Raw genomic sequence first — 26996 nt, forward strand, 5'->3', positions numbered from 1 at the left:
TCGGAGCCCCGCGAATCCGGCGCGGAGCAGGACGTGCCGAGGAGCAGGCCCGCCCCGGGCGCCCCCCCCCCCCCCCCCCCCCCCCCCCCCCCCCCCCCCGCTCCCAGTTGGCGCTGCTCCGAGCCTCGGAGAGGCCGGACGGGAGGTCAGACCTCCACGACGACCGGCAGGATCATCGGGCGCCGACGGTAGTTGTCGGAGACCCACTTGCCCAGCGTGCGGCGGACGAGCTGCTGCAGCTGGTGCGGTTCCACGACGCCGTCCTGAGCGGAGCGCTCCAGGGCTTCCCCGATCTTCGGAATGACGGCGCCGAAGGCGTTGTCCTCGATACCCGAGCCACGTGCCTGGATGTGCGGGCCGCCCGTGATCTTGCCCGTGGTGGAGTCCACGACGACGAAGACCGAAATGATGCCCTCGTCGCCGAGGATGCGGCGGTCCTTGAGGGAGGACTCGGTGACGTCACCGACCGACAGGCCGTCGACGTAGACGTAACCCGCCTGGACCTTGCCGACGATCTTGGCCTTGCCCTCGACGAGGTCGACCACCACGCCGTCCTCGGCGATCACGATGTTCTGATGCGGCACACCCGTCAGGGCGCCCAGCTCGGCGTTGGCGCGCAGATGGCGCCATTCGCCGTGGACCGGCATCAGGTTCTTGGGCTTGCAGATGTTGTAGAAGTACAGCAGCTCGCCCGCCGACGCGTGGCCGGAGACGTGGACCTTGGCGTTGCCCTTGTGGACCACGTTGGCGCCCCAGCGCGTCAGGCCGTTGATCACGCGGTAGACCGCGTTCTCGTTGCCGGGGATCAGGGACGACGCCAGGATCACGGTGTCGCCCTGGACGATGCGGATCTGGTGGTCCCGGTTGGCCATGCGGGAGAGCGCGGCCATGGGTTCGCCCTGCGAGCCCGTGCAGACGAGGACCACCTCGTCGTCCGGCAGGTCGTCGAGGGTCTTGACGTCGACCACCAGGCCCGGCGGGACGCGCAGGTAGCCGAGGTCCCGGGCGATGCCCATGTTGCGGACCATGGAGCGGCCGACGAAGGCGACCCGGCGGCCGTACTCGTGAGCGGCGTCCAGGATCTGCTGGATGCGGTGGACGTGGCTGGCGAAGCTCGCCACGATGATGCGCTTTCGGGCGCTGGCGAAGACCTGTCGTACGACGTTCGAGATGTCGCGCTCGGGCGGGACGAAGCCGGGGACCTCGGCGTTCGTCGAGTCCGAGAGGAGCAGGTCGATGCCCTCCTCGGCGAGACGGGCGAAGGTGTTCAGGTCCGTGAGGCGGCCGTCGAGCGGCAGCTGGTCCATCTTGAAGTCGCCGGTGTGGACCACCATGCCGGCAGGGGTGCGGATGGCGACCGCGAGGGCGTCCGGGATGGAGTGGTTGACCGCCACGAACTCGCAGTCGAAGGGGCCGACCCGCTCGCGGTGGCCCTCCTTGACCTCGAGGGTGTACGGGCGGATGCGGTGCTCCTGGAGCTTGGCCTCGATCAGGGCGAGGGTCAGCTTGGAGCCGATCAGCGGGATGTCCGGCTTCTCGCGGAGGAGGTACGGGACGGCGCCGATGTGGTCCTCGTGGCCGTGGGTGAGGACGATGCCCTCGATGTCGTCGAGGCGGTCCCGGATGCTGCTGAAGTCCGGCAGGATCAGGTCGATTCCGGGCTGCTCCTCCTCGGGGAAGAGCACTCCGCAGTCGACGATCAGCAGGCGTCCGCCGAACTCGAAGACGGTCATGTTGCGGCCGATCTCGCCGAGGCCGCCGAGCGGGGTGACGCGGAGGCCGCCCTCGGGCAGCTTCGGCGGTGAGCCGAGCTCAGGGTGCGGATGACTCAAAAGACTCTCCTAACCACACGCGCCACGTACCCAGAGGCACGTGGCGCGCATGACATTCGTGCAGGTGCAGTTGTTGTCTGCAGTTCTCGTCTGTGCTGTCTGTTTGCGTGTGTGGTGCTTGTTGAGTTGTGCGGTGCTGTTGAGTTGTGCGGTTGTTCAGTTGTGAAGTCTGTGGTCAGAGCTGTACCCCGCCGGCGGCGAGGTCGATCTTGAGCTGATGGGTTTCCTCGTTCGACAGTTCGACCAGCGGCAGGCGCAGCGGTCCGGCGGGCAGGTTCTGCAGGGTGAGGGCCGCCTTGGTGGTGATGACGCCCTGGGTGCGGAACATGCCCGTGAAGACCGGCAGCAGCTTCTGGTGGATCTCGGTCGCCTTGCGTACGTCGCCCGAGAGGTGTGCGTCGAGCATCGCGCGCAGCTCGGGCGTGACGACATGGCTGACGACGGAGACGAAGCCGACCGCGCCGACGGAGAGCAGCGGCAGGTTGAGCATGTCGTCGCCGGAGTACCAGGCGAGGCCGGAGCGGGCGATGGCCCAGCTGGCGCGGCCGAGGTCGCCCTTGGCGTCCTTGTTGGCGACGATCCGCGGGTGCTCGGCGAGCGCGACGATCGTCTCGGTGTTGATGGGGACGCCGCTGCGGCCGGGGATGTCGTAGAGCATGACGGGCAGCTCGGTGGCGTCCGCGATCGCGGTGAAGTGCCGGTAGAGGCCTTCCTGCGGCGGCTTGTTGTAGTACGGCGTGACCGTGAGGAGGCCGTGGGCGCCGACCTTCTCGGCGGCGCGGGCCAGTTCGAGGCTGTGACGGGTGTCGTTGGTGCCGACTCCGGCGACGACGTGGGCGCGGTCGCCCACCGCCTCCACCACGGCTCGTACGAGCTCGGTTTTCTCCGCGTCGCTGGTGGTCGGGGACTCGCCGGTGGTGCCGTTGACGATCAGGCCGTCGTTGCCTGCGTCCACCAGGTGGGTGGCGAGTCGCTGCGCGCCGTCGAGGTCGAGTGCGCCGTCCGCCGCGAAGGGCGTGACCATGGCGGTGAGGACCCTCCCGAAGGGGGTTTGCGGAGTCGAGGTCGGAGCCATGGGTAACACGCTACTCGCTGCTCAGTGCGAGGTCCCCCCTCGGGTGGGCGTGAGGGGGCCGACAACGGGGCCAAATCGAAAGGATCCCGGCACTGCCTGCTCGGGGGTTCAAGCAGTGCCGGGTCCGTTTGATCAGGCTAGATGAACTTCTCGAAATGCCGCAATACGGACACTTCGCACGGCTGACCGTACATCTGTGCCTGCCACCGAAAGCCCCGTGTGTCGCGCACCGCGGAGCCCTGCGGGGCACGCGCCAGCGGTTGCGGATCCCGCGATCGTCGCTATGGGGCCACGCGGCCGTTCTTGTTGAACGCGGCGTACGTGAGCGGCATGAGCCTGGCCCACTCCTGCTCCATCTTCTCGCCGACCATCTCGATCTCCCGCTGCGGGAACGACGGCACCTTGGCCTCCTCGTGCTGCGTGCGCAGGCCGAGGAAGTGCATCAGCGAGCGGGCGTTGCACGTCGCGTACATCGAGGAGAAGAGGCCGACCGGCAGGACCGCGCGGGCGACCTCGCGGGCCACTCCCGCCGCGAGCATCTCCTGGTACGACTCGTACGCCTGGCGGTACGTGTCCTCCATGACGCGGCCCGTGAGCTCCTGCTGCGCCTGGGTGCCCTCCACGAAGACGTACTTCCCCGGGCGGCCCTCCTGGACGAGCTTGCGGGACTCGTCCGGGACGTAGAACACCGGCTGGAGCTCCCTGTACCGCCCCGACTCTTCGTTGTACGACCAGCCCACGCGGTGACGCATGAACTCGCGGAAGACGAAGATGGGGGCGCTGATGAAGAACGTCATCGAGTTGTGCTCGAAGGGGCTGCCGTGGCGGTCCCGCATCAGGAAGTTGATCAGGCCCTTGGAGCGCTCCGGGTCCTTGGTGAGCTCGTCGAGGGACTGCTCGCCCGCGGTGGAGACGCGGGCCGCCCACAGCACGTCGCTGTCTGCGGCGCTGTGCTTCACCAGCTCGACGGTGACATCGCTGCGGAAACTCGGCTTCAGCTCTGCTTCGGGGGTCTCTTCGGGGGTATCGCTCACCGGCGGGGGTCCTTCCAATCGCACTCGCTCGGGCGGCGCCCACTCTACGGCTCGGCACTGACAGAGGGCCGTTCGGCGGTGCTCTGGAACGTTCTTCGGTGAATTTCCTGATTCAGGGCACCAATGTGACCTTTTGAACGTCTGTCTTGGTAGCAGCGATTCAGTTCGAGACCCGTGTGGTCTCCCGTGACACCAAGGAGCCGAGCCCCTCATGTTCCGTCGGCGCGAGCCCGTTCCGTTCGCCTTCATCGCCGAAGCCGACAAGTTCCGCAGCAACGTCACTCCCCCGCCCCGCGAACGCGCGACGGTCAGTCAGATCATGGGCCGCACGCTGATCGGCGCGACGCTGGTCGCCGGCCTGGTGGGCTCCCTGCTCTTCGGGCTGCCCGCGCTCTCCCCGGAGCAGTCACCCGCGTCCACCCAGCAGTCCGAAGCCGCCGACGGACGCTGACGCGTAGTACGAACGCTGACGCGCAGTCAGGGGCACGGTCCGTCCGGCCCCGGCGACACGGCACGACGCGGCCGAACCCCCGAGGGTGGCCGCTCGTCCGCCCTCTGGGTAGCCTCACCGGGCACACAGCCCAACGCGTGCTTCGAGTGAGGAACAGTCGTGCCCCTGCCCTTCCTGACGGCCGACCGCGCTTTTGACGAAGCGGCGGACGACGTCGCGCTCCCGTACGACGACCGCGACACCTGGCGGCGTCCGTACCGGCCAGGCCCGTGGCGCGTCGCCGCGGCCGCGCTGCTCCTGCTCCTCGCCTCGTACGTGCTGTTCGCCGCGGTGATCATCGCCGTCGCCGGGGAGACACCGGGTGCGATGGCGTGCGGGGCCGGTGCGTCGCTCGTGATCGCCGCCGCCGTGCGGATGCTGCGCGTCGGCACCTGGGTCAGCGCGCGCGGGCTGCGGCAGGTGGGGTTCCTCCGTACGCGTACGGTCGCGTGGGCGCGGGTCGCCGCCGTGCGCACGACGCAGCAGCCGGTGCGGTGGCTCGGGCTGCCGCGGACCGTGCAGGGGCAGGCGCTGGTGCTTGTGGTGCAGGACGGGGAGGCGTTGGCTGCGCCGCTGCTCACCGATCGGAACGCGGATTTTCTTTCGCGGAGCGAGGCGTTCGAGCGGGCTGCGGATGCGGTGGAGGCTTGGGCGGACGAGTATCGGGCCGCTGCCTGATCCCTCCCCGCCCCGCCCCTTCCCGACAGCTTGCAGCAGCTTCGGGGGCCAGCCCCCGGACCCCTGCTCCTCAAACGCCGGAGGGGCTACTTGTCGCCCTCGTGCAACGTGATCGCCCGCTGCATGGCCTTGCGGGCGCGCGGGGTGTCGCGGGCGTCGTGGTACGCGATCGCCAGGCGGAACCAGCAGCGCCAGTCGTCCGGCGCGTCCTCGGTCTCTGCGCGGCGCCTGGCGAAGACCTCGTCCGCCGATTCGCGGTCGATACGGCCGCTCGGCAGGCGCTTGAGCTCGTCGACCGGGAGGCCGCCCTCCGCTTCGAGCTCGGCGGCCAGGGCGTTCGCCTTGCGGGCGAACTGGGTGGTCTTCCAGAGGAACCACACGCCGATCAGCGGCAGTACGAGCACCGCGATCCCGAACGTGACGGTGATCGCGGTGCCTTCGCGTATCAGCAGCACGCCGCGGCTGCCGACCAGGACGAAGTAGACGACCAGGGCGGCGGCCAGGGCGAAGTACGTGATCTTTGCGCGCATCGGAGAGTCGATTCGAGGAGAAAGAGTCAGCTGTCGAGGTCGAGGAAGTGCTCCAGGCCGAAGGTGAGGCCCGGGGTGTCCACGACGCGGCGCACACCGAGCAGGATGCCCGGCATGAAGCTCTTGTGGTGCAGCGAGTCGTGACGGATCGTCAGCGTCTCGCCCTCGCCGCCGAGCAGCACCTCCTGGTGGGCGAGCAGTCCGCGCAGCCGTACCGAGTGCACCGGTACGCCGTCGACGTCCGCGCCGCGGGCGCCGTCCAGGGCCGTGGAAGTGGCGTCGGGCTGCGGGGCGCAGCCTGCCTTCTCCCGGGCCTCGGCGATCAGTTGGGCCGTACGGTGCGCGGTGCCGCTCGGGGCGTCCGCCTTGTTCGGGTGGTGCAGCTCGATGACCTCGGCGGACTCGAAGAAGCGGGCCGCCTTCTGCGCGAACTGCATGGTCAGGACCGCGCCGATGGAGAAGTTCGGGGCGATCAGGACACCCGTGGAGGGCTGGGCGTCCAGCCAGCCGCGCAGCTGCGCGAGGCGCTCGTCGGTCCAGCCCGTCGTACCGACGACGCCGTGGATGCCGTTCGCGACGCAGTACTCGAGGTTGCCCATCACCGCGTCCGGGTGCGTCAGGTCGACGACGACCTGGGCGCCCACCTCGGCGAGGGTCTCGATCTTGTCGTCACGGTCGAGGGCGGCGACCAGGTCCAGGTCCTCGGCGGCCTCGACGGAACGGGCCGCCTCCGAGCCGATCCGGCCCTTGGCGCCGAGGACCGCCACGCGCAGCTTGCTCATGTGCTTGATTCCTTACGGGTGTTGAGGGCGGTACGCCGTTACGCGACCGTCCGCCTTACGCGACCGCTTCGTGCAGCCGGGCCGCCTGCTTGTCCTTCAGCGGGCCGATGACGGACAGCGAGGGACGCTGTCCCAGGATGTCGCGTGCCACCTCCCGCACCTCGTCCGGGGTGACCGCCGCTATCCGGGCGAGCAGGTCGTCCACCGAGATGTGGTCGCCCCAGCAGAGCTCGCTCTTGCCGATGCGGTTCATGAGCGCACCGGTGTCCTCCAGGCCGAGCACGGTGGAGCCGGCGAGCTGGCCGATGGCGCGGCCGATCTCGTCGTCGGAGAGGCCGTGTTCGGCGACCTGGTCGAGCTCGTCGCGGCAGATCCTCAGGACGTCGTGCACCTGGCTCGGGCGGCAGCCCGCGTACACCCCGAAGAGGCCGCAGTCGGCATAGCCGGACGTGTACGAGTACACGCTGTAGGCCAGGCCCCGCTTCTCGCGGACCTCCTGGAACAGGCGGGACGACATGCCGCCGCCCAGTGCCGTGTTGAGGACGCCGAGGGCCCAGCGGCGCTCGTCGGTGCGGGCCAGGCCCGGCATGCCGAGGACGACGTGCGCCTGCTCGGTCTTGCGGTCGACCACGTCGAGTCCGCCGGCCGTGCGGATGGTGCGGCGGCCGTCGCGGGGCGCGATCGGGCTCGCCTCCAGGTCCTTGAGGGCGCCGGCCTTCTCGAAGGCGGCGCGGACCTGTCGTACGACCTTGTTGTGGTCGACGTTGCCCGCGGCCGCGACCACCAGGTGGCGGGGGTCGTAGTGCTTCTTGTAGAAGCGCCGGATACGGGAGGCGTCCAGGCCGTTGACCGTGTCGACGGTGCCGAGGACCGGGCGGCCGAGGGGGGTGTCGCCGAGCATGGTGTGCGCGAACAGGTCGTGCACGCAGTCGCCCGCGTCGTCCTCGGTCATCGCGATCTCTTCGAGGATGGCGCCGCGCTCGACGTCGACGTCCTCCTCCAGGATCAGCGAGCCGGTGAGCATGTCGCACACCACGTCGATCGCGAGCGGCAGGTCGGTGTCGAGCACGCGCGCGTAGTAACAGGTGAACTCCTTCGCCGTGAAGGCGTTCATCTCGCCGCCGACCGCGTCGATCGCGGCGGAGATGTCCAGGGCGGTGCGCTTCTTCGTGCCCTTGAAGAGGAGGTGTTCCAGGTAGTGCGTGGCGCCGTTCAGGGACGGCGTCTCGTCGCGCGATCCGACGTGCGCCCAGATCCCGAAGGTCGCGGAGCGTACGGAGGGCAGGGTCTCGGTGACGACCCGCAGGCCGCCCGGCAGGGTCGTGCGGCGCACGGTGCCGATGCCGTCCTTGCCCTTGAGCAGGGTTTGAGTACGGGCGACGGCCCGCCTCTCCGAGGAGGGGCGGGCCGTCGTCGTGGTGCTACGGGACGTCACTTGGCGGCGTCGTCCTTCTTGTCGTCGGCCTTCTCTTCGCCCTCTTCGCCCTCGATGACGGGGATCAGGGAGAGCTTGCCGCGGGAGTCGATCTCGGCGATCTCGACCTGGACCTTCTGGCCCACACCGAGGACGTCCTCGACGTTCTCCACGCGCTTGCCGCCGGCGAGCTTGCGGATCTGCGAGATGTGCAGCAGACCGTCCTTGCCCGGCAGCAGGGAGACGAACGCACCGAAGGTCGTCGTCTTCACGACGGTGCCCAGGTAGCGCTCGCCGACCTCCGGCATGGTCGGGTTGGCGATGCCGTTGATCGTGGCTCGGGCGGCCTCGGCGGCCGGGCCGTCGGCGGCACCGATGTAGATGGTGCCGTCGTCCTCGATCGTGATGTCGGCGCCGGTGTCCTCCTGGATCTGGTTGATCATCTTGCCCTTGGGGCCGATGACCTCACCGATCTTGTCCACCGGGATCTTGACGGTGATGATCCGCGGCGCGTTCGGGGACATCTCGTCCGGAACGTCGATCGCCTCGGTCATCACGTCGAGGATGTGCAGACGGGCGTCGCGGGCCTGCTTGAGGGCCGCGGCCAGGACGGAGGCCGGGATGCCGTCCAGCTTGGTGTCGAGCTGGAGGGCGGTCACGAACTCCTTCGTACCGGCGACCTTGAAGTCCATGTCGCCGAAGGCGTCCTCCGCACCGAGGATGTCGGTGAGGGTGACGTAGTGCGTCTCGCCGTCGACCTCCTGGGAGATCAGGCCCATGGCGATACCGGCGACGGCGGCCTTCAGCGGCACACCGGCGTTGAGCAGCGACATGGTGGAGGCGCAGACCGAGCCCATGGACGTCGAGCCGTTGGAGCCGAGGGCCTCGGACACCTGACGGATCGCGTACGGGAACTCCTCGCGCGTCGGAAGCACCGGCACGAGGGCGCGCTCGGCGAGGGCGCCGTGGCCGATCTCGCGGCGCTTCGGGGAGCCGACGCGGCCGGTCTCACCGGTGGAGTACGGCGGGAAGTTGTAGTTGTGCATGTAGCGCTTGCGGGTCACCGGGGAGAGGGTGTCCAGCTGCTGCTCCATGCGCAGCATGTTCAGCGTGGTGACGCCCAGGATCTGGGTCTCGCCGCGCTCGAACAGGGCCGAGCCGTGCACGCGCGGGATGGCCTCGACCTCGGCGGCCAGGGTGCGGATGTCGGTGACACCGCGGCCGTCGATGCGGACCTTCTCCTTGATGACGCGCTCACGGACCAGGGACTTGGTCAGCGAGCGGTACGCGGCGGAGATCTCCTTCTCGCGGCCCTCGAAGTCCGGCAGGAGCTTCTCGCCGGCCAGCGCCTTGACGCGGTCCAGCTCGGTCTCGCGCTCCTGCTTGCCGGCGATGGTGAGCGCCTGGGCGAGCTCGGGCTTGACGGCGGCGGTGAGCGCCTCCAGGACGTCGTCCTCGTAGTCGAGGAAGATCGGGAACTCGCCGGTCGGCTTGGCGGCCTTGGCGGCCAGCTCCGACTGGGCCTTGCAGAGCACCTTGATGAAGGGCTTCGCGGCCTCGAGACCGGCGGCGACGATCTCCTCGGTCGGCGCCGCGGCGCCGCCCTTGACGAGCTCGATGGTCTTCTCGGTGGCCTCGGCCTCGACCATCATGATCGCGACGTCGCCGTCCTCCAGGACGCGACCGGCGACAACCATGTCGAAGACGGCGTCCTCGAGCTCGGTGTGCGTCGGGAACGCGACCCACTGGCCCTTGATGAGCGCCACGCGCGTGCCGCCGATCGGGCCCGAGAAGGGCAGGCCGGCCAGCTGCGTGGAGCAGGAGGCGGCGTTGATGGCGACCACGTCGTAGAGGTGGTCGGGGTTGAGCGCCATGATCGTCTCGACGACCTGGATCTCGTTGCGCAGGCCCTTCTTGAAGGACGGGCGCAGCGGGCGGTCGATCAGGCGGCAGGTCAGGATCGCGTCCTCGGAGGGGCGGCCCTCACGGCGGAAGAACGAACCGGGGATCTTGCCGGCGGCGTACTGCCGCTCCTCGACGTCCACCGTGAGCGGGAAGAAGTCGAGCTGGTCCTTGGGCTTCTTGGACGCGGTGGTGGCCGAAAGGACCATCGTGTCGTCGTCCAGGTAGGCGACGGCGGAGCCGGCGGCCTGACGGGCCAGGCGGCCCGTCTCGAAGCGGATGGTGCGGGTGCCGAACGTGCCGTTGTCGATGACGGCCTCGGCGTAGTGGGTCTCGTTCTCCACTAGCGATCTCTCCGTTTGCTTGTCGTTCCGGTGTCGGCGTGACGCCGGAACTGTTCGTCTTTTGTCCGCGTCGCCCGTGTGGCGAGGGGACGGGGGGCGGAGAAGCGCCTTGAGTGCGGGCCGGTCTTCGATCGAAGCACCCGGGGATGGCACTTCGTTTTCCCGGGGGCCACTACCGAGGACCGGCGTCGGCGGAGGTCGCCTCTCCTCGTGCGTATCGTCTTGTTCTGCGTTGTCCGGTACGGCTGTGCCGCGCGGGACGGTCCGTCACGGGTGACGTACGTCTCGTACGACGTTCCGTGACCAGACTACAAAGCCGTCGTGCTCTGTGCGCACGTACAGCAAAGGGAGCGGCCCCCTAGGCGTGGGAACCGCTCCCTTCACGGCGTCTTACTTGGCGCCCGCCGCACCGCGGCGGATGCCGAGGCGCTCGACGAGGGCGCGGAAGCGCGTGATGTCCTTCTTGGCCAGGTACTGAAGCAGGCGGCGACGCTGGCCGACCAGGATCAGCAGGCCACGACGGGAGTGGTGGTCGTGCTTGTGGGTCTTCAGGTGCTCGGTCAGGTCCGAGATACGGCGCGAGAGCAGGGCGACCTGGACCTCGGGGGAGCCGGTGTCACCCTCCTTGGTGGCGAACTCGGCCATGATCTGCTTCTTCGTGGCGGTGTCGAGGGACACGCGAACTCCTCATATGTCTGGTTGCTGCCACCGAGTGCCCCTGGTCTACATCTCAGGGGAGCTTCCGTGACTCGGGAGGCGGGGATCCGCCGGTCGCTGTCTCCAGTGCTTCTGAGGGCTCCGGGGACGCGTACACAAACGGCCGCACACAGAGTACCAGTCAGCTGTCGGGGGCTTTACCACGGCGTACGCGAGAGGGGCCCGGGAAGACCCGGGCCCCTCTCGTCCTTCGTACCGGCAGGGCGCTACACCCCTCCGCGCACCTTGGCGTACACGTCGAGCACGGCCAGGCAGAGCGGGATGAGGGAGAGCAGGACCAGCGAGTCCGCGAGGTCGAGCATCCGGCCCCAGAACGGGGAGAGGCCCTTCTGCGGGACGATCAGGGCGATCGCGATCAGGAGCAGCGCACCGGCCACGACGCAGGCGCCGAGCCACAGGGTGCGGAGGTCGACCGGACCCGAGTCGCCCGCGGCGAGGTCCTTCAGCATCTCCAACGGCGGCGAGATCGCGAGGCCGAGGATCAGCAGCGCGATGGTGACGACGCCGGAGACCATCAGGCAGGTGACCTGCGCGGTGTAGCGGAAGAGGCGGGCGCGGAGCATCGCGGCGAGGCCGACGACCAGGGCGACGAGCTGGGCCCAGCCGCTGTCGCTGAAGCCGAGGACGGCACCGGCGGAGCCGACGATCACGATGGCGCAGCCGCCGACCATGCCCAGCAGGAGCTCGTGGCCGCGGCTGGTCTGGGCGACGATGCGCTGGACGTCGACGGCCTCGAGGTTGCCCTCCTGGCCCTCGCGGCGGGCGCGGGCCAGGTCCTCCGGCGAGCGGAAGCCGATCGGCAGCTTGGCGAACCGGGCGGACCAGCCGGGCAGGAAGCCGATCACGGCGACGGCGACGACGGCGGTTCCGGCGGCGATCTCGCGCGGCTCGGCCTCGGTGAGGATGCCGACGAACGCGGCGAGCGTGCCGATGGCGGCGGCGAGCGCCGCGGCGACGAACGGTGCGTCACCCTGCGGCAGCAGCATGATCAGCACGACGGAGAAGATCAGTACGACCACGCAGCCGACCAGGAACTGGAGCTTGCCCGGTCCCTCCGTCGCATCCTGCGGAAGGACGCCCGATCCGGCGATCAGCGCGTGCGGCAGTGACGCGATGCCGAGTGCGACCGCCGCGCCCCGGTCGTCGTACACCCGGCCGCGCACGCCCGCGAGGGCGGTGAGCGCGATCGCGACGACGCCGGCGACGATGCCCTGCAGTCCGTTCATGTCGTGGCGCAGCGGATCCGCGAACCAGAACACGAAGCCGAGCATCGTCAGGAGCAGTACGCCCGAGACGAGACCGGCGACGCGCATGAGGTTGTCGTTCCACCCGCGCAGATCCTGCTTGACCGCCGAGGCGACCGCGTCCACCACGTCGTCGTGGACGGCCGGCGGCAGCGAGTCGGCGAACGGCCGCAGCAGCAGCACCTCGCCGTCGCGGACGCGGTGCTCGAGGAGCGAACGGCTCGCGTCGAGCACGTCGCCGTCGCGGCGCACCAGGTGGTAGCCGGCGAGGGCGTTGTCGTCGTGGGCCATGCCCGAAAGCCGAACGATCTCCGGATAGATGTCCTGGATCGGCAGATCCTCGGGCAGCGCCACATCGATCCGACTGTCCGGCGCTGCGACGGTGACCCGGCAGAAACCTGTCGATGTGCCCGTGCTCACCTGGTAGTTCCCCCTGTATACAAGGCCCTGACTTACGTCTTTACGCCGCGCGTACAACGGCGGAGCGCCACCCTACCCCCAGGCCCGGGGGGTGCTGGCGCCACCTCCCTCATTTCTCCTCGCACCCTTGCCGCATCTCCACCCCTCCTGGATGCCTGAGTGTCGGAGCTTGACAGTAGGATCGGCGCCTACGACGGGAAGCCGTCGCCGCTCAACGGGGGGCGTCGGTGCATGGACGTATCAATGACGAAGGATGAGTGCATCGGTGAGCGTCGTCATCATCAAACGGCAGCCGCGGATTCAGCCGCCTGCCGTCCCGGAGGGGGAGGTCAAGCTCGAGTCACCGCCCGAAATTCCTCGGGAGGGCGACGACAGTGTGCTGATGAACCTGCTGCCGATGTTCGGCATGTTGGGTTCCGTCGGCTTCTTCTTCATGCCGAACCTTCCGTCGTACATGCGCGTGGTGGGCGGTCTCATGCTCGCCTCGACGCTGGCGATGGCCATCGCGCAGTTCGCCAAGTCCCGGCAGGGCGGCGGCGCGGGGATGGCGCAGGACCGGCGTGACTACTTCCGGTATCTCGAGCAGGTCCGCAAGGACGTGCACAAGACCGCCGAACTCCAGCGCCGTACGCAGCTGTTCCAGCACCCGGACCCGGACCAGCTCTGGGCCGTGGCCGCGGACGGCAAGCGGCTGTGGGAGCGCCGGCCGACGGACAACGACTTCGCGTCGGTCCGTATGGGCCTGGGCAGCCAGCAGTTGAACACTCCGCTGGTCGCGCCGGAGACGGCGCCCAAGGAGGAGCTCGAGCCGCTGACGGCAGCGGCGATGAAGGCCTTCCTCGACGCGCACGGCTCGATCGCCGACCTGCCGGTCGCGGTCTCGCTGCGCGCCTTCTACCACCTGGCGCTCTGCGGCGACACGGACACCGTGTACGCCAACGCGCGTGCGGCGATCGCCCAGTTGACCACGCTGCACTCCCCCGAGGACCTGCTCGTCGCCGTGGTGGCGCACCCCTCGGCCGCGGCGGACTGGGACTGGATCAAGTGGCTGCCGCACGCCCAGCACCCGAAGGTGAAGGACGGCGCGGGCTCGGCCCGGCTGCTCTTCGACGACCTCGGCGAGCTGGAGGAGGCGCTCGAGGACCAGCTGGGCGACCGCCCGCGCTGGAACCGGGACGCGAACCCGGTGTACGACCAGCCGCACCTGATCGTCATCCTCGACGGCGGCACGGTCCCGCCCGACTCCGAACTCGCGGGCGCCGAGGGCCTCCAGGGCGTGACCTTCCTGGAGATCGCCCCCGGTGAGCTGGAGGACGAGCTGCGCGGCGGTCTGACGGCGTACCTGAAGCCGGAGAAGCTGCAGCTGTTCGTCGGCCACGAGTCGGCGTACAACGGCACGCCCGACGCCCTGAGCCTGGAGCAGGCCGAGGCGCTCGCCCGGCAGCTGGCGGCGTACCGCGTCGGCAGCGCCGAAGAGGGCGAACCGCTCCTCGCCAACCTGGACTTCACCGACCTCATGGGCATCGGCGACGCCGGTTCGGTGGACGTCTCGCGCACGTGGCGGCCGCGCACGCAGCACGAGCGCCTGCGCGTGCCGATCGGTGTCGGCCAGGCCGGCGAGCCGGTCATGCTCGACCTCAAGGAGGCCGCGCAGGAAGGCATGGGCCCGCACGGCCTGTGCGTCGGCGCCACCGGTTCCGGTAAGTCCGAGGTGCTGCGCACGCTGGTGCTCGGTCTCTCGGTGACGCACTCCTCGGAGACGCTGAACTTCATCCTCGCGGACTTCAAGGGCGGTGCGACCTTCGCCGGCATGGCGGACATGCCGCACACCGCGGCCGTGATCACCAACCTCGCCGACGACCTCACGCTCATCGACCGCATGCGCGACTCGATCACCGGTGAGATGCAGCGCCGCCAGGAGCTGCTGCGTACGGCGGGCAACTTCGCCAACCTCACGGACTACGAGAAGGCGCGCGCCGCCGGTGCCGCCCTCGAACCGATGCCGTCCCTTGTCATCGTGCTCGACGAGTTCTCCGAACTCCTCACCGCGAAGCCGGACTTCATCGACATGTTCATCCAGATCGGCCGTATCGGCCGGTCCCTGGGTGTGCACCTGCTGCTCGCCTCGCAGCGCCTGGAAGAGGGCAAGCTGCGCGGTCTGGACACGTACCTCTCGTACCGCATCGGTCTGCGGACGTTCTCCGCGGCCGAGTCGCGTACGGCGATCGGCGTGCCGGACGCGTACCACCTGCCGTCGATCCCGGGTTCGGGTTATCTGCGGTACGACACCGACACCATGGTGCGTTTCAAGGCGGCCTACGTGTCCGGTCCGTACCACGGCGAGGGCCCCTCGCGCGTGCACCGTTCGACGCAGCTGCGGCCCGCGGTGTTCAAGGCCGGGCACGTGGAGCTGCCGCCGCAGCCGGTGATCGAGGAGCCGGAGCAGGACAACCGCGTCGACGACGCCCTCGCGGACACCGTGCTCGACGTGATCGTCAGCAAGATGGTCGGCCAGGGCCCGCCGGCGCACCAGGTGTGGCTGCCGCCGCTGGAGGAGGCGCCCTCGCTTGAGCAGCTGCTTCCGGCCCTGGCGATCACGCCGGAACGCGGCCTGACCGCACCGGAGTACACGGCGCTCGGCCGGCTCAACGTCCCGGTCGGCCTCGTCGACAAGCCCTTCGAGCAGCGCCGCGACGTCCTGTACCGGGACTTCTCCGGCGGTGCAGGTCACGGTCTGTTCGTGGGTGGTCCGCAGTCCGGAAAGTCGACGCTGCTGCGCTCGATGATCACCTCGTTCGCGCTCACCCACACGCCCAGCGAAGTGCAGTTCTACTGCCTGGACTTCGGTGGTGGCGGTCTCATCGCGATGGAGGACCTGGTCCACGTCGGCGGTGTCGCGAACCGGCTCGACGCCGAGAAGGTGCGGCGTACGGTCAGCGAGGTCGAGGGCATCCTCAACGCGCGCGAGGAGTACTTCCGCGCGAACAACGTCGACTCCATCCAGACCTACCGGCAGCGCCGGGCCTCGGGCCAGCTGCCCGACCAGCCCTGGGGTGACGTCTTCCTGGTCATCGACGGCTGGGGGACCTTCAAGACGGACTACGAAGCCCTTGAGGCGTCCATCACCGACATGGCGATGCGCGGTCTCGGCTTCGGTGTCCACGTGATCATCACGGCGAGCCGGTACACCGAGGTGCGGCCCGCGCTCAAGGACATGCTGCAGAACCGCATCGAGCTGCGCCTCGGTGACCCCACCGAGTCGGAGATCGACCGCAAGGTCGCGCAGAACGTCCCGGCGGCCGTGCCCGGCCGCGGCCTGAGCACGGACAAGCTGCACTTCATGACGGCGCTGCCGCGCGTGGACGGTTCCTCGGAGACGGAGGACCTCGCGGAGGCCACCTCCGTGGTGATCAACGCGATCAACGAGAACTGGCAGGGCGCCCCGGCCCCCGCGGTGCGGCTGCTCCCGCGCGAACTGGACGCGGACCGGCTGCCCAAGGGCTTCGAGCACCCGGAGCGCGGTATCGCCTTCGGTATCGACGAGTCGCAGCTCGCCCCGGTCTTCGTGGACTTCGAGAGCGACCCGCACTTCGTCATCTTCGGCGAGAGCGAGTCCGGCAAGTCCGCGCTCATCCGGCTGCTCATCAAGCAGATCTGCGAGCGGTACCAGCCCGACAAGGCGAAGATCGTCATCGGTGACTACCGCCGTGCGCACCTGGAGGGCGTCCCCGAGTCGCACCTCTCGCGCTACTGCGCCTCGGCGCCGGCCCTCACGGAGACCCTGGAGGGTCTGGCGGGCTCGCTCAGCCGCCGTATGCCGGGTCCGGATGTCACGCCCGAGCAGCTGCGCAACCGCAGTTGGTACAGCAGCCCGGACGCGTTCGTCATCATCGACGACTACGACCTGGTGGCCACGGGCATGAACCCGCTCCAGCCGCTCCTTGAGTACCTGCCGTTCGCGCGGGACGTGGGTCTGCGCGTGATCATCGCGCGCCAGTCCGGCGGTGCCAGCCGCTCCCTGTACGAGCCGGTGATGCAGCGCATCCGTGAGCTCGGCGCGCAGGGTGTGGTCCTGTCCGGTGACCGTGTCGAGGGCCAGCTCCTCGGCAACATCACGCCGACCCAGCTCCCGCCCGGCCGTGGCTTCTTCCACACGCGCCGCCGTGGTGGGCAGATGGTCCAGACGGGCTGGCTGCCGTCCCGGTTCTGAGGTTCGGTTCTGAGGTTTGTTCGTACGACGCCGAAGGGGCGGCACCCGTTGTGGGTGCCGCCCCTTCGGCGATCCGGCTCGTACGGCTCGGTCTCAGAACAGGCCGTGCCACATCTGACGGCTCAGAACAGGCCGTGCCACATCTGATCGACCACCGTCGCCCACCAGTTGTCCGGGTCCAGGGCCCGCGCGTCGATCGCGGCCAGCCTGGTCTGGAACTCCTCGACGGCGGTGCCGGCCTGGTGGGGGTCCATGCCCACCATGCCGTTGCGGGTGGCGACGAGCAGGGCGAGGGAGCGTACGAACGCGTTCAGGGAGGTGTTGACCAGGCGGCCCGAGCCGGACTTGGGGCTGGCCGCCCACACCAGGCCCTTCCACTCCTCGGCGCCCGCGCACTGCACGGTGATCTCGGCCCAGCCGTCGGTGCCGACGCGTACGTGTCCGGCGAGCGTGGCGAGTACGGGCTCGGGCAACTGGGCGCCGTGGTCGCGGAGATGGCTCGCGGCGTCCTGCACCGGGTCGGTCTCCTTGGGGGCGCCGAAGAAGAACGGGACGTCGGCCGGCAGACCGGCCACGAGGAGGGTGCCGCGCGTGGGCCCGGGCAGATCGAGCCCGGCGAGCTCCTCGGGCCTGAACCGCCGTACGCCGCCGGTCTCGTCGAAGAGCTTGTCGAGGTGGCGGCCGAGGGCCTCGTCGGCGACGGGCGCGGCGGGCCGCACATAGGCGGGCAGCCGGGTGCGATGCGGGCGGGGCGGCGGTTCGTGGCCGGTGATGGCGTACAGCGACTCGACGTGCTCGACGAGTCGGGCGGCGCCGTCGTTCCGTTCCTGGGCGAACAGGCCGTACTCGTGCGTCGAGGAGAACTCGGCGCTCGGCAGCGCGCCGGACAGCAGCAGCTCGCCGGTGTAACCGCCGGGCAGGAGGCCGGGGTTGAGGTCGGTGTGGACGGCGGTGACGTTCTGCGGCGGGATGTTGAGGCGCAGCAGTTCGGCGTAGCAGCGCGTCTCGGCGGGGGCGAGTCCGGGGCCCGAGGTGCGCAGCAGAGAGGTCTCCTCGCCGGTGGCCGGGTCGACGTACGTGAACACGGCGGTGTTGCCGGGCCCGGTGACGGGGCGCTCGCGCGGGGGCGGGGCGGCCTGTGGGGCGGGCGGGGCGTCGGGCTCCGGTTGCTCCTGCTCGGGCGCGTGCTTCTCCTCGTAGAGGCGGGCGACGTCCTCCACGGGGAGGGCGGGCCAGGTGGAGAGTTCGCCGGTGCGGCGGTCCACCACGGCGGTGGCGGCGTCGACCTCGGCGGGCGGCCGGCGCTCGCCGGTCTCCGGGTCGCGTTCCCCGGGCGGCGGCGCGGCCCAGACGACCCAGCCGAGGGAGAACTCGTGCATACGGACTTCACGGCGCCGCTCGGTGGCCGCGTCGCCGTTGAGCCAGCCGTCGGCCGCGGCTCGGGCTTGCTCCTGCGTGGTCTCGGGGGGCGGGGGCACGCGGGGGCTCCTTGGGGGGTTCGGGTCCGAGGTGTCCGGGTGGATGGTGTGACGTACGGGGCCTGCTCCACGTCTCCGACGTAAGGCTGGTGTGGGCTGATGTGATGCTTCCGTGTCAACTGTCCGTTGACCTTAATCGACCGCTGTGGTGCGCCGCGCGCGGGCGATACGCTGGAGCTGCGACAGCCAAACGCGAGTCATGGGGGAGCAGTTGTGAGCGGTTTCCGCGCGGATGCCAAGGTCCTCAAGGACGAAGGCTTCAACATGTTCGAGGTCGGCCAGGACTGGGGCAAGGCAACGAAGGCCCTCCAGGACGGCCTCACCGCCCTGGAGAAGGGCGACACTCCCCCGTGGGGCGACGACGACCTGGGGGAGAAGTTCGGCGTGGTCTACGAGGGCCTGCGCGACGGCATGTTCGAGTCGATGAACAGCCTCGCCGAGCGGCTGGCCGGCATGGGTATCAAGTTCACCGAGATGGGCATGCGGCACGAGAAGGGCGAGCTGGCCGAGGAGGAGTCGTACGCGCAGCTCACCTCGCAGCACGACGCGTCGGGCGGCGCGGGCGCCCGTGGCATGCAGTCGGTCTGAGGGACCTGGCCGGCGGGTCGGTTCGGCTTCGGGTCGACTGCCCGCCGGTTCCTGTCGGCTTCGTGCCGGCTTTCCGCGGGGCTGGTTTGTCCCCGTTGTGACGCTCGGCCTGGAACGCCCATGACAGCGCGGCTCGTTGGAGCCGTCCTGTGACATTCGGGCGCGGCGACTGTCACTGGTGATGGTTAGGCTTTGACCACCGCTGTACAGCGTGTGACCTCTCTGGCGTGTCCGGAGGCCGGTCCACGGGCGGTTGTCGCGATTCGGGGGTGTGCTGCAGTGTCGATCATGTTGCCGGACGAGCTCGAGTGGGTCCTCGAGATGCTCGGCTTCACCTGGCCCACCGCCGACGAGGACAAACTCGTCCAAAGCGCGGAAGTCTGGGAGAAGTTCGCCCAAGACGTCACCGACCTCCGCGCCAACGCCAACACCAGCGCCTCCACCGTGATGTCGCACAACACCGGCGACTCCATCGACAAATTCAAAAAAACCTACGACAAATTCGACACCGGCGGCGACGGCTACCTCCAGGACGCAGCCCAAGCAGCAACGATCATCGCCTTCGCCCTCCGCGGCGCAGCCATGCTCGTCATCACCTGCAAAATCGCCGTCATCGTCCAACTCATCGCCCTCGCCATCCAGATCATCGCCGCAGCCGCAGCCTCCATCGTCACCTTCGGCCTCTCCAACGCCGCCAGCATGGCCGCCACCGCCATCACCCGCATCACCGTCCGCCAGATCCTCGACGCACTCAAAGACGCACTCGTCGAAGCCATCATCGAGTGCATGAAAGAACCGGCGGTCTCCGCGCTCGAAGCGATGGTCACCGACCTCACCCGCCAAGCCGTCAACGTCGGCTTCGGCGCCCAGTCCGGCATCGACGTCGCCGCCACCGTCAAAGCCGGCGCCGAAGGCGGCTGGGAAGCCATCAAACAAACCCCCCAGACCTTCATGGAAAGCGTCCGCGACAGCCTCGGCAGCAAAGCCGGCGGAAACATCCGCAACGGCGCCGAGAACTACGCGAACAACGGCCCACTCGGCAACAACTCCTCCCTACCGAACGGCAACCCGGGCTCGGACTCCGCGGCACCCGACGCGTCCAACCCGACCTCGGACCAGTCGAGTTCGGACTCTCCGACGTCGGACTCGACCTCCGAATCGTCGACGGACAGCAACGGCCCGAGCGTGAGCAGTACGGTCTCGGCGGACATCGGCAACGACGGCCCGTCCGGCCCGGACCTCGGGGACGGCCCCGGCTCGGACTCGCCGAGCAACTCCGACCGCCCCTCGCTCGGCGACTTCGACGACAACTCCGGTTCCGACAACTCCCCGTCGTCCGGCTCCAACCCGAGCTCCGACAGCGGCCCCGGTGCCTCGCCGGGCGGCAACAACTCCAATCCGGGCGGCATCACCTCGCCCAACGCACAGACCGCGCCCACCCCGTCGCCGTCCAACACGACACCGTCCGGCAACGACGGCCGCTCGATCGGCACGCAGGTCGACAGCCTCGCGGCGAGCGCCCCCACGCAGACCAACTCCGCTCCCCCGCCCTCGACTTCGGACAACTCAGCTCCGCGCGGCGACGGCAACCACTCCATGCCGACGTCCCCGAACTCCCCGTCGAACAACGACTCGGGCCCGCGCAACAACCCGTCGAACCAGGGCAGTACGTCCTCCGGCGGCGGTACGGCGACGAGTCCGAACCCCTCGTCCTCGGCACCGCCGCGCAACAACCCCTCGGCGCCCCCCGGCACGTCCCCGGGCGGCCCGCCGCCGTCGTCGCCGAGCCCCTCGAACCCGGGCCCTGCCTCGACACCGCGGCCGAATCCGGGCGACGGTGCGGGCAGCACGCCGGGCGGGCGCCCCTCCGTACCGCAGCAGGGCGGCCCTGTGCATGTCGCGCCGAGCCCCTCGACGCCGCACAACTCGCCGGGCAACTCCCCCGGCAACACGCCGGGCAATCCGGGTACGCCCAACAGCCCCGGCCAGCAGTCCGCCCCGAACACGCCTCCGCAGACCCCGGCGAACAACCCGCCGCAGCAGCAGCCCACTCCGGTGCCGGTCGCGGTGCACACGGTGACGACGACGCCCGCGCCCACGCCGCAGGCGGCCCCGGACAACACGAGCCAGCAGCCCGGCGCGAACAACAACAACGACACCACCAACAACAAGGACGACGACTCCAAGTCGGAGCCCACACCCGCCTCCTCGACCCGCGACAACACCCCGCCCGGTGGTGTCAACGACCCCTCGCGCACCGAGCAGAACGCGCTCGAGAACTCCGTCCCGCGCGACGAGAACGGCGACCCGACACGTCCGCCGAACCCGAACGACGGCAACTGGGTCGAGCGCATCAACGGCGACGGCAGGGACGCCCCGGGCCGCAACAACAACTGTGTCGACACGGCCCTGTCCACGGTCGACACGTACGCGGGCAACCCGACCGCGGCCGGCGCGCGTACGCCGGACCTGGACGCGGACGGCAACCCCTCGGACCGCGGCGAGCGCGGCGGCCGCGACCGCATCGAGAACACCCTGGGCGCCCGCTTCAACGACATGGGCAACGGGCGGGACGCGTACAACCGCCTGGAGAACACCCTCCGCAACAGCGGCCACGGCTCCCAGGCCGTGATCATCACCCAGGACGCCAACGGCCGCGCGCACGCCTGGAACGCCGTCAACCACAACGGCAAGATCACGTACATCGACGCCCAGACGGGCCAGCGCAGCCCGCACCCGCTGCACAGCGGCAAGAACGGGGTCTTCGCGATCCCGCTGGACTCGGATCGGCGGCCGGTGACGCCGAACACCGGCGGCCAGTCCCGCTCCGACACCACGCGCGACTCCGGGCGCAACGGAGCAGAGACCTCGGGCAGCACGGAGCGGCGGCCGGCCGCGGAACCGGCTGGACAGTCGAAGGAGCCGCTCCAGGACACGTCCAACGACGATCCCGATCACCCCAAGAACGACCCTGAGCGCAAGAACCATTCGCGTCTGCCGGAGCGGGAGCCCGACGACGCGAAGCACTACGGCATGGAGCCCATGCCCGATCAGGCCGAGCTGCGGCGCACGAACGACGTCCGGCAGGTCGGCATGGACCACGTCCACGGCCAGCTGAACAAGTGGCTGAACCCGCGGACGGACGACGAGGGCAACCTGATCACCGATGAGAACGGGAACCCGCGCATCCCTCTCGTCGAGGCCATGGAGGCATGCAGGCCTCCTCAAGGGGACGGCCCCAACCACGAGCCGAACGTCCTCCGGCACGACGACCTGTCCGATCTGCTGCCTGGCTTCAACGACATGCACCCCGGCGAGCGTGGCGCCGTGGTCGCCTCCCTCGCGCGCCTGAGTCACAACTTCCACGCCTCACATGCCGTGGGCGCAAGCCCGGAGCACACTCCGGGCTACGAGTCACGCGGTGAGCAGGCCCACGCAACGGCACAATGGAAAGCTGCCCACCGCGACGACGCAGATCTCAAGCAGGCGATCAAGGACGAGTTCGGCAAGTCGGGAATCAAGGGTGCACTTTCCGGGTCGGGACTGCATCGGCCGGACTTCACGGGCCGCAATTACGCCGCTGTCGAGGTGTACGACCCGGCAAGCAAGAAGATCAGCTACATGGTGGACAGCTCCTATCCGAATCCCGATGGCAAGCATTCGGAAAAGAATTTGCTCGACTACCTGAACACGGTCAACGAAGGTCGAGCCGACGGAAAGAAATACGAGCCCCTCAGCATGTTCTCCGACCGCGAACCCTGCGGAAAGGGCTCCGGCTACGCTAACTGCTCGAACCTGCTCTCCACGAAATTGCCCGGCGTGGACATCTTCTACGGGACCGGATACCGCAAGGAAGTAGATATAGCGGAGGAAGACAAGGGAGACGTCCCGAAGGAAGGGCATAAGAAGCGGTTCGACAAGGACCTCGCAAAGAATCTGGCGGCGCTCGGTAAGGTGTGGGTCCGGGCAAGGTCAGAGAGCGCCTCGAACTCGCAGTGACGGCGGCGGAAGGAAAGTTGGCCACCATGCATCCCCAGCGCAGCACGGACGAAGCCGCACAACGGCTTCTCTCCTGGCTGCGGACCCCCGACCCCCGTCACGGGTGTCTGTTCGTGGACGGTCCCTCCGGGGCGGGAAAGAGCGCGCTGCTGCGTCGGGCCGCCTCGGACGTTCCGGAGGCCGTTCTGGTCGATGCCGCCGGCCTGTCCGCCGAGGAGGTTGCCGACCAGGTGATGCGGGCCCTGGGTGTGTCGTACGGGGACTACCGAAGCGTCCAGTTCCTCTCCGACGAACTCACCGAGCAGAGCCCGAGTCACTCCGCAGTCCTGGTGACCAACACCCAGTGGGCCGGGCGGACCCGGTCCACCACGGAACCCCGTTTCGTCATGAGCCTGCTCGCGGGCGCCCTCGGTCTCGATCACCGGTCGACGGGCGTGCGCTTCGTCATCGAGGTCGACGGTGATGTAGGTGGTGTGGATCTTCGGGGTCAGAGCCCTCTCGCCCTCGGCCCTCTCTCCACATCCCCCCGCGTGGATCTCGACGCACTTGCCCTTCGGCATCGCACGGCGGTCCTCGCTCTCGCCCTGGCCGAACTCCGTGAGCTCCGGCTCGAAGAGTGGCGTGCGTTGTGCTCCGCCCTCGGGGCCGACATCCAGGAACCCGAACTCCGCGCACTGGCAGCGGAGTTGCCGCAGATCACCCTCGAACCGGGTGGCCACACCAGCTCCAACCCGTCCGAGTCGCGCGTGCGTATGACGCACGAGTCCGATGCCCAGAGTCTGCGGGCATCGGTGTCCGTGCCGGAGTTCCAGTCGTTCCAGAACGCCGTGGTGGACCAGTTGCTCGCGAGCGGCCAGCAACTGGCGTCCTACGCCGCAAGCGCACTGCCCGCACACGCAGCCGCGGCCGACCGTCTCGAAGAACTGCTCGGCGCCCCCTGTTCACTCGCCAAGTGCCGTCACACCGCGCTGATCGAGGCCTTGCCGGTCGCTTTCCCGAACGGCGTCCCCGCGGGGACGTACGCCGCCGAGCTGCATTACCTTGACGCGCTCGGCCTCGCGCCGTCCTCGCACGCGGAGTGGCTGTCGATCCTGCACCTTCTCGCACTCAGTCGAGGCGAGGCCGAACGAGCCGGCGCTCTGATCGCGGACGCGGGGCGGCTCCCCTGGCGGACCGTATGGACCGACTGGCGTGCCCCTGGGACGCTCCACCGTCCCGGACCACCCCTGGACGCCGTCGAGTTCGTGCAGGCGGACGCCCGGGGCGAGTACGTCACCAGCATCGACGAGAGCGGTGGTGAGCTGACTTGGCGAGCGGCCACGGGGGAATTCGTCGAGCCTGACGAGCAGGCGCCGCCCGAGACCACCGCCGAGAACGGCTCGCCCTTGGCCGCGCTGTGGCAGGTAGAGCCTTCATGGAACATGGCACGACTGGCACCCGCGGGCGCCGGCACCGGCGGGTCCCGCACCATCCAGGCCCCCAACGTCGAGGACGCGGTCGGTGTCGCCCAGTTCGTGGTCCTTGGCGGCCCTCGCGGCCTCTACGCTGTCGAGCCCGACGAGCAGCCCGCGGAGGCCGATCCGCTCCCCGTCCTCCCAGCCGTAGGCCCGCGCTGCACGATCACTCCGCGGCCCTACGACGCTGCGGCCTGCAACCCCACACGGGAACGGGTACTGACCACCTTCAGCGAGCGCCACGTCCCGGTGATCCCCGCCGATCACCTGCCCGCGGGCCTGACGCACGAGCCGACCCGGCGTTTCCTCAGCGAGGCCGGGTTCCCCTCCGTTTCCGACTTCTACGGTCTCAACACCCACAACCTCCACGTCTGTGGCCTCAAGGAACATCTTCGGGAGGGCTCCGCGGAGCTCGCGGCTTCCGCGAGCGACGGCCCCTGCTACGAGTTGGGCACCTGGATCGGCGGCACGCTACTCCTCGACGGCCCCACCGGCCGGGTACTGCGGCTGCCCCGACCAGACGCCGACGAAGACGACCCTGGCGACCCGCTGGCCGGCTCCTCGCTCGCCTCGTTCGTCGCGATGGTGTGCCTGCAGTGGGACTACATGCTCGCCTACTCCACCTCCGGCGGGCTCGACAGCGCCGACCTGCTGGCCGAACTCACCGCATGGCTCTCAGCCCTCGACCCGGCAGCGGCATCCAACCGCAACTGGGGCCACGTTTTGGAACCCGAGAACTTCCCCGCGTTGTAGGCACAAGCGGCCCCGGGTTCGGTGCCCTTGGTACAAAACGGCAGGCCGGAGCTGTTGAGCTGACCACAGGATCGCCGTCGCAAGCCACATGTCCGAGAGGGCGAAAGACAGGAATCATGACGAGATCGACCGAGGGCTTCGCACCGCACCCCCACATAGGTGGCCGCACCGCCGCTCTGCGTGCGCTGGCCGCCTGGCGCATGGAGTGGCCCGGCTCCCCTCGCGTCATCGTGCTGACCGGCGCTCCCGGCAGCGGAGTTTCGCGACTTGTCACGGGGTTCCTCATGCTCTGCGACCCGGAGTTCCGCAAGCAGTTGCCGTTGGACGAGATGGACCCGGCCACGGTCCCTCCGGAACTGCCCGCCCCCGCCGCCCCGAGCGCGGAAGGACGCACCTCGGCGCAGGTGCTCTGGGCCCTCGCCGATCACTTCGATCTCGTGTCCGATGACACAGACGAGGTCTACGCGGAACTTGCGGCCCTGGAGCAGCCGGTGCACGTGGTCGTGCCCGACGTCGACCGGGCCGGGCCGGTGCCGACGGTGGGCGAGCCCGCCCGGCTCGTCAACGACGTACTCAAGAGGCTCGCAGCCACGGAGACCGTGCGCCTCCTCGCCGAGGCTCCACGCCCGTTGGCAGCCGAGCTGGCCTCGGGGCTCGGCGCCGGGATCGTCCAGGTCATCGACCTCGACGCGCCGGAGTGGGCGGACCAGGCGGCTCTCGTCCGCCAGGCCGAGGCGGCCCTCGACCCGCAGTTCGGCGCACCTGAGCTGCCGTTCACCACCGACCCGGCGGCCCGGAGGGCACTCGCGGAGGTCTGGGGCCGCAGGGCGAGGAGTAATGCGCTGTCCGTGGAACTCACAGCCCGCTGCGTTCTCACGGCTCCAGACGGTTTCGACCCGTCGGCCGCGGACGCGCCCACCAATGTCGGCGATGTCCTCGACTGGCACGCCCGACGCGTCGGTTGCCCCCCGGAGACTCTGCGTTCGCTCCTCTCGCCACTCGCTCTCTCCGAGGGCCGGGGGGAAGGCCTTCCCGTGCATCTGTGGGTTCGTCTTGCCAACGCAGTGGGCGGTCAGGACCTGAGCGGGCTCGCGGCGGAGAGCATGCTCGCGATCGGGCCCTTCGTCCAGCCGGTCGGGGACGACGGAGAGGGCGGGCCCACCCGGCTCAGACTGCTGCACCCTGCCGTGGCCGACGCAGTCCGCGCCACCCTGCCGAACGTCCGCACCGTTCAGTCCCGGCTCGCGATGGCGCTGCTCGAGGCAGTGCCCGAGCAGGACTGGAGCCAAGCGGATCCCTACGTTCGGGATCACATCGCCGGGCACACTCTCGACGCCGGTCTGCTGCCTCAGCTTCTCACCGACCCTGGGCTCTTCGTGTACGCGGATCCACTGGCGCTCCGCACGGCAGTGGAATCCGTACCCCTTGAATCCGTGGGCTCGCCGGGGCGCACCTACCTTCGTACGGCACCGCTCCTGACCCGCACCCAGGCGTCGGCGGAGCTGCGGGCGGCGCTGCTGGAAAGCGCGTTCGTCGAGGACGGCCTGGAGGACTACGCGAGTGCGGTGCGGCAGCTCGGTCTCGATCTCCCATGGCAGACACTGTGGAGTGTGCGCCTGCCGAACGTCCGTGGGGCGACGGTCGGCTACGTGCCCACCGCGCAGGGCCACGCTCCCGTCGCGGTCGTGATGGTTCCAGCGGACACTCCCGGCGCGGCCCCCGTCGCCACCGAGGGCGCCGCCGACCAGCGGTTGGGGCTTCTGATCCATAGCTTGACGGCCCCCTCCGCACCGTTGCCCGACATCGATCCACAACGGATCCTGCGTCCGACGGCGGAGGAGCGTGCCGCCGCGCCTCTGGCTCTCAGCCGGGGTGCTGACTACCTGCGTGTCTGGGACCAGGCGGCGGGCCGGATCGTGGCCGCGCTCATCTCCGACACCCCATTCCTGGCTGCCGACCTCTCCCCCGAAGGCATTCTGCTGACGGCGACCGAGCACGGGGTGAAGGCCCTGCGTATCCGTCCTCCCGCCTCGGCGATAGCCTCGTGACGCC

General features: G+C 69.5%; 17 protein-coding genes. 7 read left to right on the forward strand and 10 right to left on the reverse strand.

Translation table 11 applies throughout. The features are described 5' to 3' along the window. Positions 1–146: 146 nt before the first annotated feature. The 3 genes from QIT00_RS19620 to thyX all read right to left on the reverse strand — a co-directional run bounded on the left by QIT00_RS19620 (position 147) and on the right by thyX (position 3941). Positions 147–1832: a ribonuclease J gene (locus tag QIT00_RS19620; RefSeq protein WP_282536612.1), complete on the reverse strand. Its 1686-nt coding sequence runs from the start codon at positions 1830–1832 to the stop codon at positions 147–149. 175 nt (positions 1833–2007) lie between these two features. After that, the gene (gene dapA, locus QIT00_RS19625; protein WP_282536613.1) at positions 2008–2907 is read right to left on the reverse strand and encodes a 4-hydroxy-tetrahydrodipicolinate synthase; all 900 of its coding nucleotides are present in this window, start codon (positions 2905–2907) and stop codon (positions 2008–2010) included. A gap of 281 nt (positions 2908–3188) precedes the next feature. Further along, positions 3189–3941, reverse strand: coding sequence for an FAD-dependent thymidylate synthase (gene thyX / locus QIT00_RS19630; protein ID WP_282536614.1), 753 nt, complete (start codon positions 3939–3941; stop codon positions 3189–3191). Positions 3942–4152: 211 nt separating this feature from the next. Between thyX and QIT00_RS19635 the strand changes: the two genes are divergently transcribed. Further along, the gene (locus QIT00_RS19635; RefSeq protein WP_282536615.1) at positions 4153–4392 is read left to right on the forward strand and encodes a hypothetical protein; all 240 of its coding nucleotides are present in this window, start codon (positions 4153–4155) and stop codon (positions 4390–4392) included. Between the two features lie 159 nt (positions 4393–4551). Further along, a complete protein-coding gene (locus QIT00_RS19640; RefSeq protein ID WP_282536616.1) occupies positions 4552–5109 on the forward strand; it encodes a hypothetical protein in 558 nt (185 codons plus the stop codon). An 86-nt stretch (positions 5110–5195) separates the two neighbouring features. Here QIT00_RS19640 and QIT00_RS19645 read toward each other — a convergent pair whose 3' ends face one another. The 6 genes from QIT00_RS19645 to eccD all read right to left on the reverse strand — a co-directional run bounded on the left by QIT00_RS19645 (position 5196) and on the right by eccD (position 12462). Continuing rightward, the gene (locus QIT00_RS19645) at positions 5196–5639 is read right to left on the reverse strand and encodes a tetratricopeptide repeat protein (protein ID WP_282536617.1); all 444 of its coding nucleotides are present in this window, start codon (positions 5637–5639) and stop codon (positions 5196–5198) included. A gap of 26 nt (positions 5640–5665) precedes the next feature. Next, a complete protein-coding gene (gene dapB / locus QIT00_RS19650) occupies positions 5666–6421 on the reverse strand; it encodes a 4-hydroxy-tetrahydrodipicolinate reductase (protein WP_282536618.1) in 756 nt (251 codons plus the stop codon). A gap of 55 nt (positions 6422–6476) precedes the next feature. Beyond that, entirely contained in the window at positions 6477–7856 is a 1380-nt protein-coding gene (locus QIT00_RS19655) for a M16 family metallopeptidase (RefSeq protein WP_282536619.1), read from the reverse strand. Continuing rightward, complete coding sequence (locus tag QIT00_RS19660) at positions 7853–10081, reverse strand: polyribonucleotide nucleotidyltransferase (protein ID WP_282536620.1); 2229 nt, start codon at positions 10079–10081, stop codon at positions 7853–7855. Before QIT00_RS19660 ends, QIT00_RS19655 begins: the two co-directional genes overlap by 4 nt. Before the next feature lie 390 nt (positions 10082–10471). Beyond that, positions 10472–10759, reverse strand: a complete 288-nt coding sequence (gene rpsO / locus QIT00_RS19665; protein WP_282516991.1) for a 30S ribosomal protein S15 — start codon at positions 10757–10759, stop codon at positions 10472–10474. Positions 10760–11004: 245 nt separating this feature from the next. Then, positions 11005–12462, reverse strand: coding sequence for a type VII secretion integral membrane protein EccD (gene eccD / locus QIT00_RS19670; RefSeq protein WP_282536621.1), 1458 nt, complete (start codon positions 12460–12462; stop codon positions 11005–11007). Between the two features lie 265 nt (positions 12463–12727). On the opposite strand from eccD, the gene eccCa reads away from it, so the two are divergent. Beyond that, positions 12728–16672: a type VII secretion protein EccCa gene (eccCa, locus tag QIT00_RS19675; RefSeq protein WP_282536622.1), complete on the forward strand. Its 3945-nt coding sequence runs from the start codon at positions 12728–12730 to the stop codon at positions 16670–16672. Positions 16673–16794: 122 nt separating this feature from the next. Here the strand turns inward: eccCa and QIT00_RS19680 are convergent, their stop codons facing one another. Continuing rightward, positions 16795–18150, reverse strand: a complete 1356-nt coding sequence (locus tag QIT00_RS19680; protein WP_282536623.1) for an SUKH-4 family immunity protein — start codon at positions 18148–18150, stop codon at positions 16795–16797. A 213-nt stretch (positions 18151–18363) separates the two neighbouring features. Between QIT00_RS19680 and QIT00_RS19685 the strand changes: the two genes are divergently transcribed. From QIT00_RS19685 to QIT00_RS19700, 4 genes are all read left to right on the forward strand, one after another. Next, complete coding sequence (locus QIT00_RS19685; RefSeq protein ID WP_282536624.1) at positions 18364–18738, forward strand: hypothetical protein; 375 nt, start codon at positions 18364–18366, stop codon at positions 18736–18738. Positions 18739–19026: 288 nt separating this feature from the next. Next, positions 19027–22737, forward strand: coding sequence for a toxin glutamine deamidase domain-containing protein (locus QIT00_RS19690; protein WP_282536625.1), 3711 nt, complete (start codon positions 19027–19029; stop codon positions 22735–22737). A 26-nt stretch (positions 22738–22763) separates the two neighbouring features. Further along, entirely contained in the window at positions 22764–24944 is a 2181-nt protein-coding gene (locus QIT00_RS19695) for an SUKH-4 family immunity protein (protein ID WP_282536626.1), read from the forward strand. A 116-nt stretch (positions 24945–25060) separates the two neighbouring features. Continuing rightward, complete coding sequence (locus tag QIT00_RS19700) at positions 25061–26992, forward strand: ATP-binding protein (RefSeq protein WP_282536627.1); 1932 nt, start codon at positions 25061–25063, stop codon at positions 26990–26992. Positions 26993–26996: the final 4 nt, after the last annotated feature.

This window comes from Streptomyces luteolus (assembly GCF_029968015.1).
Classification (GTDB): Bacteria; Actinomycetota; Actinomycetes; order Streptomycetales; family Streptomycetaceae; genus Streptomyces; species Streptomyces luteolus.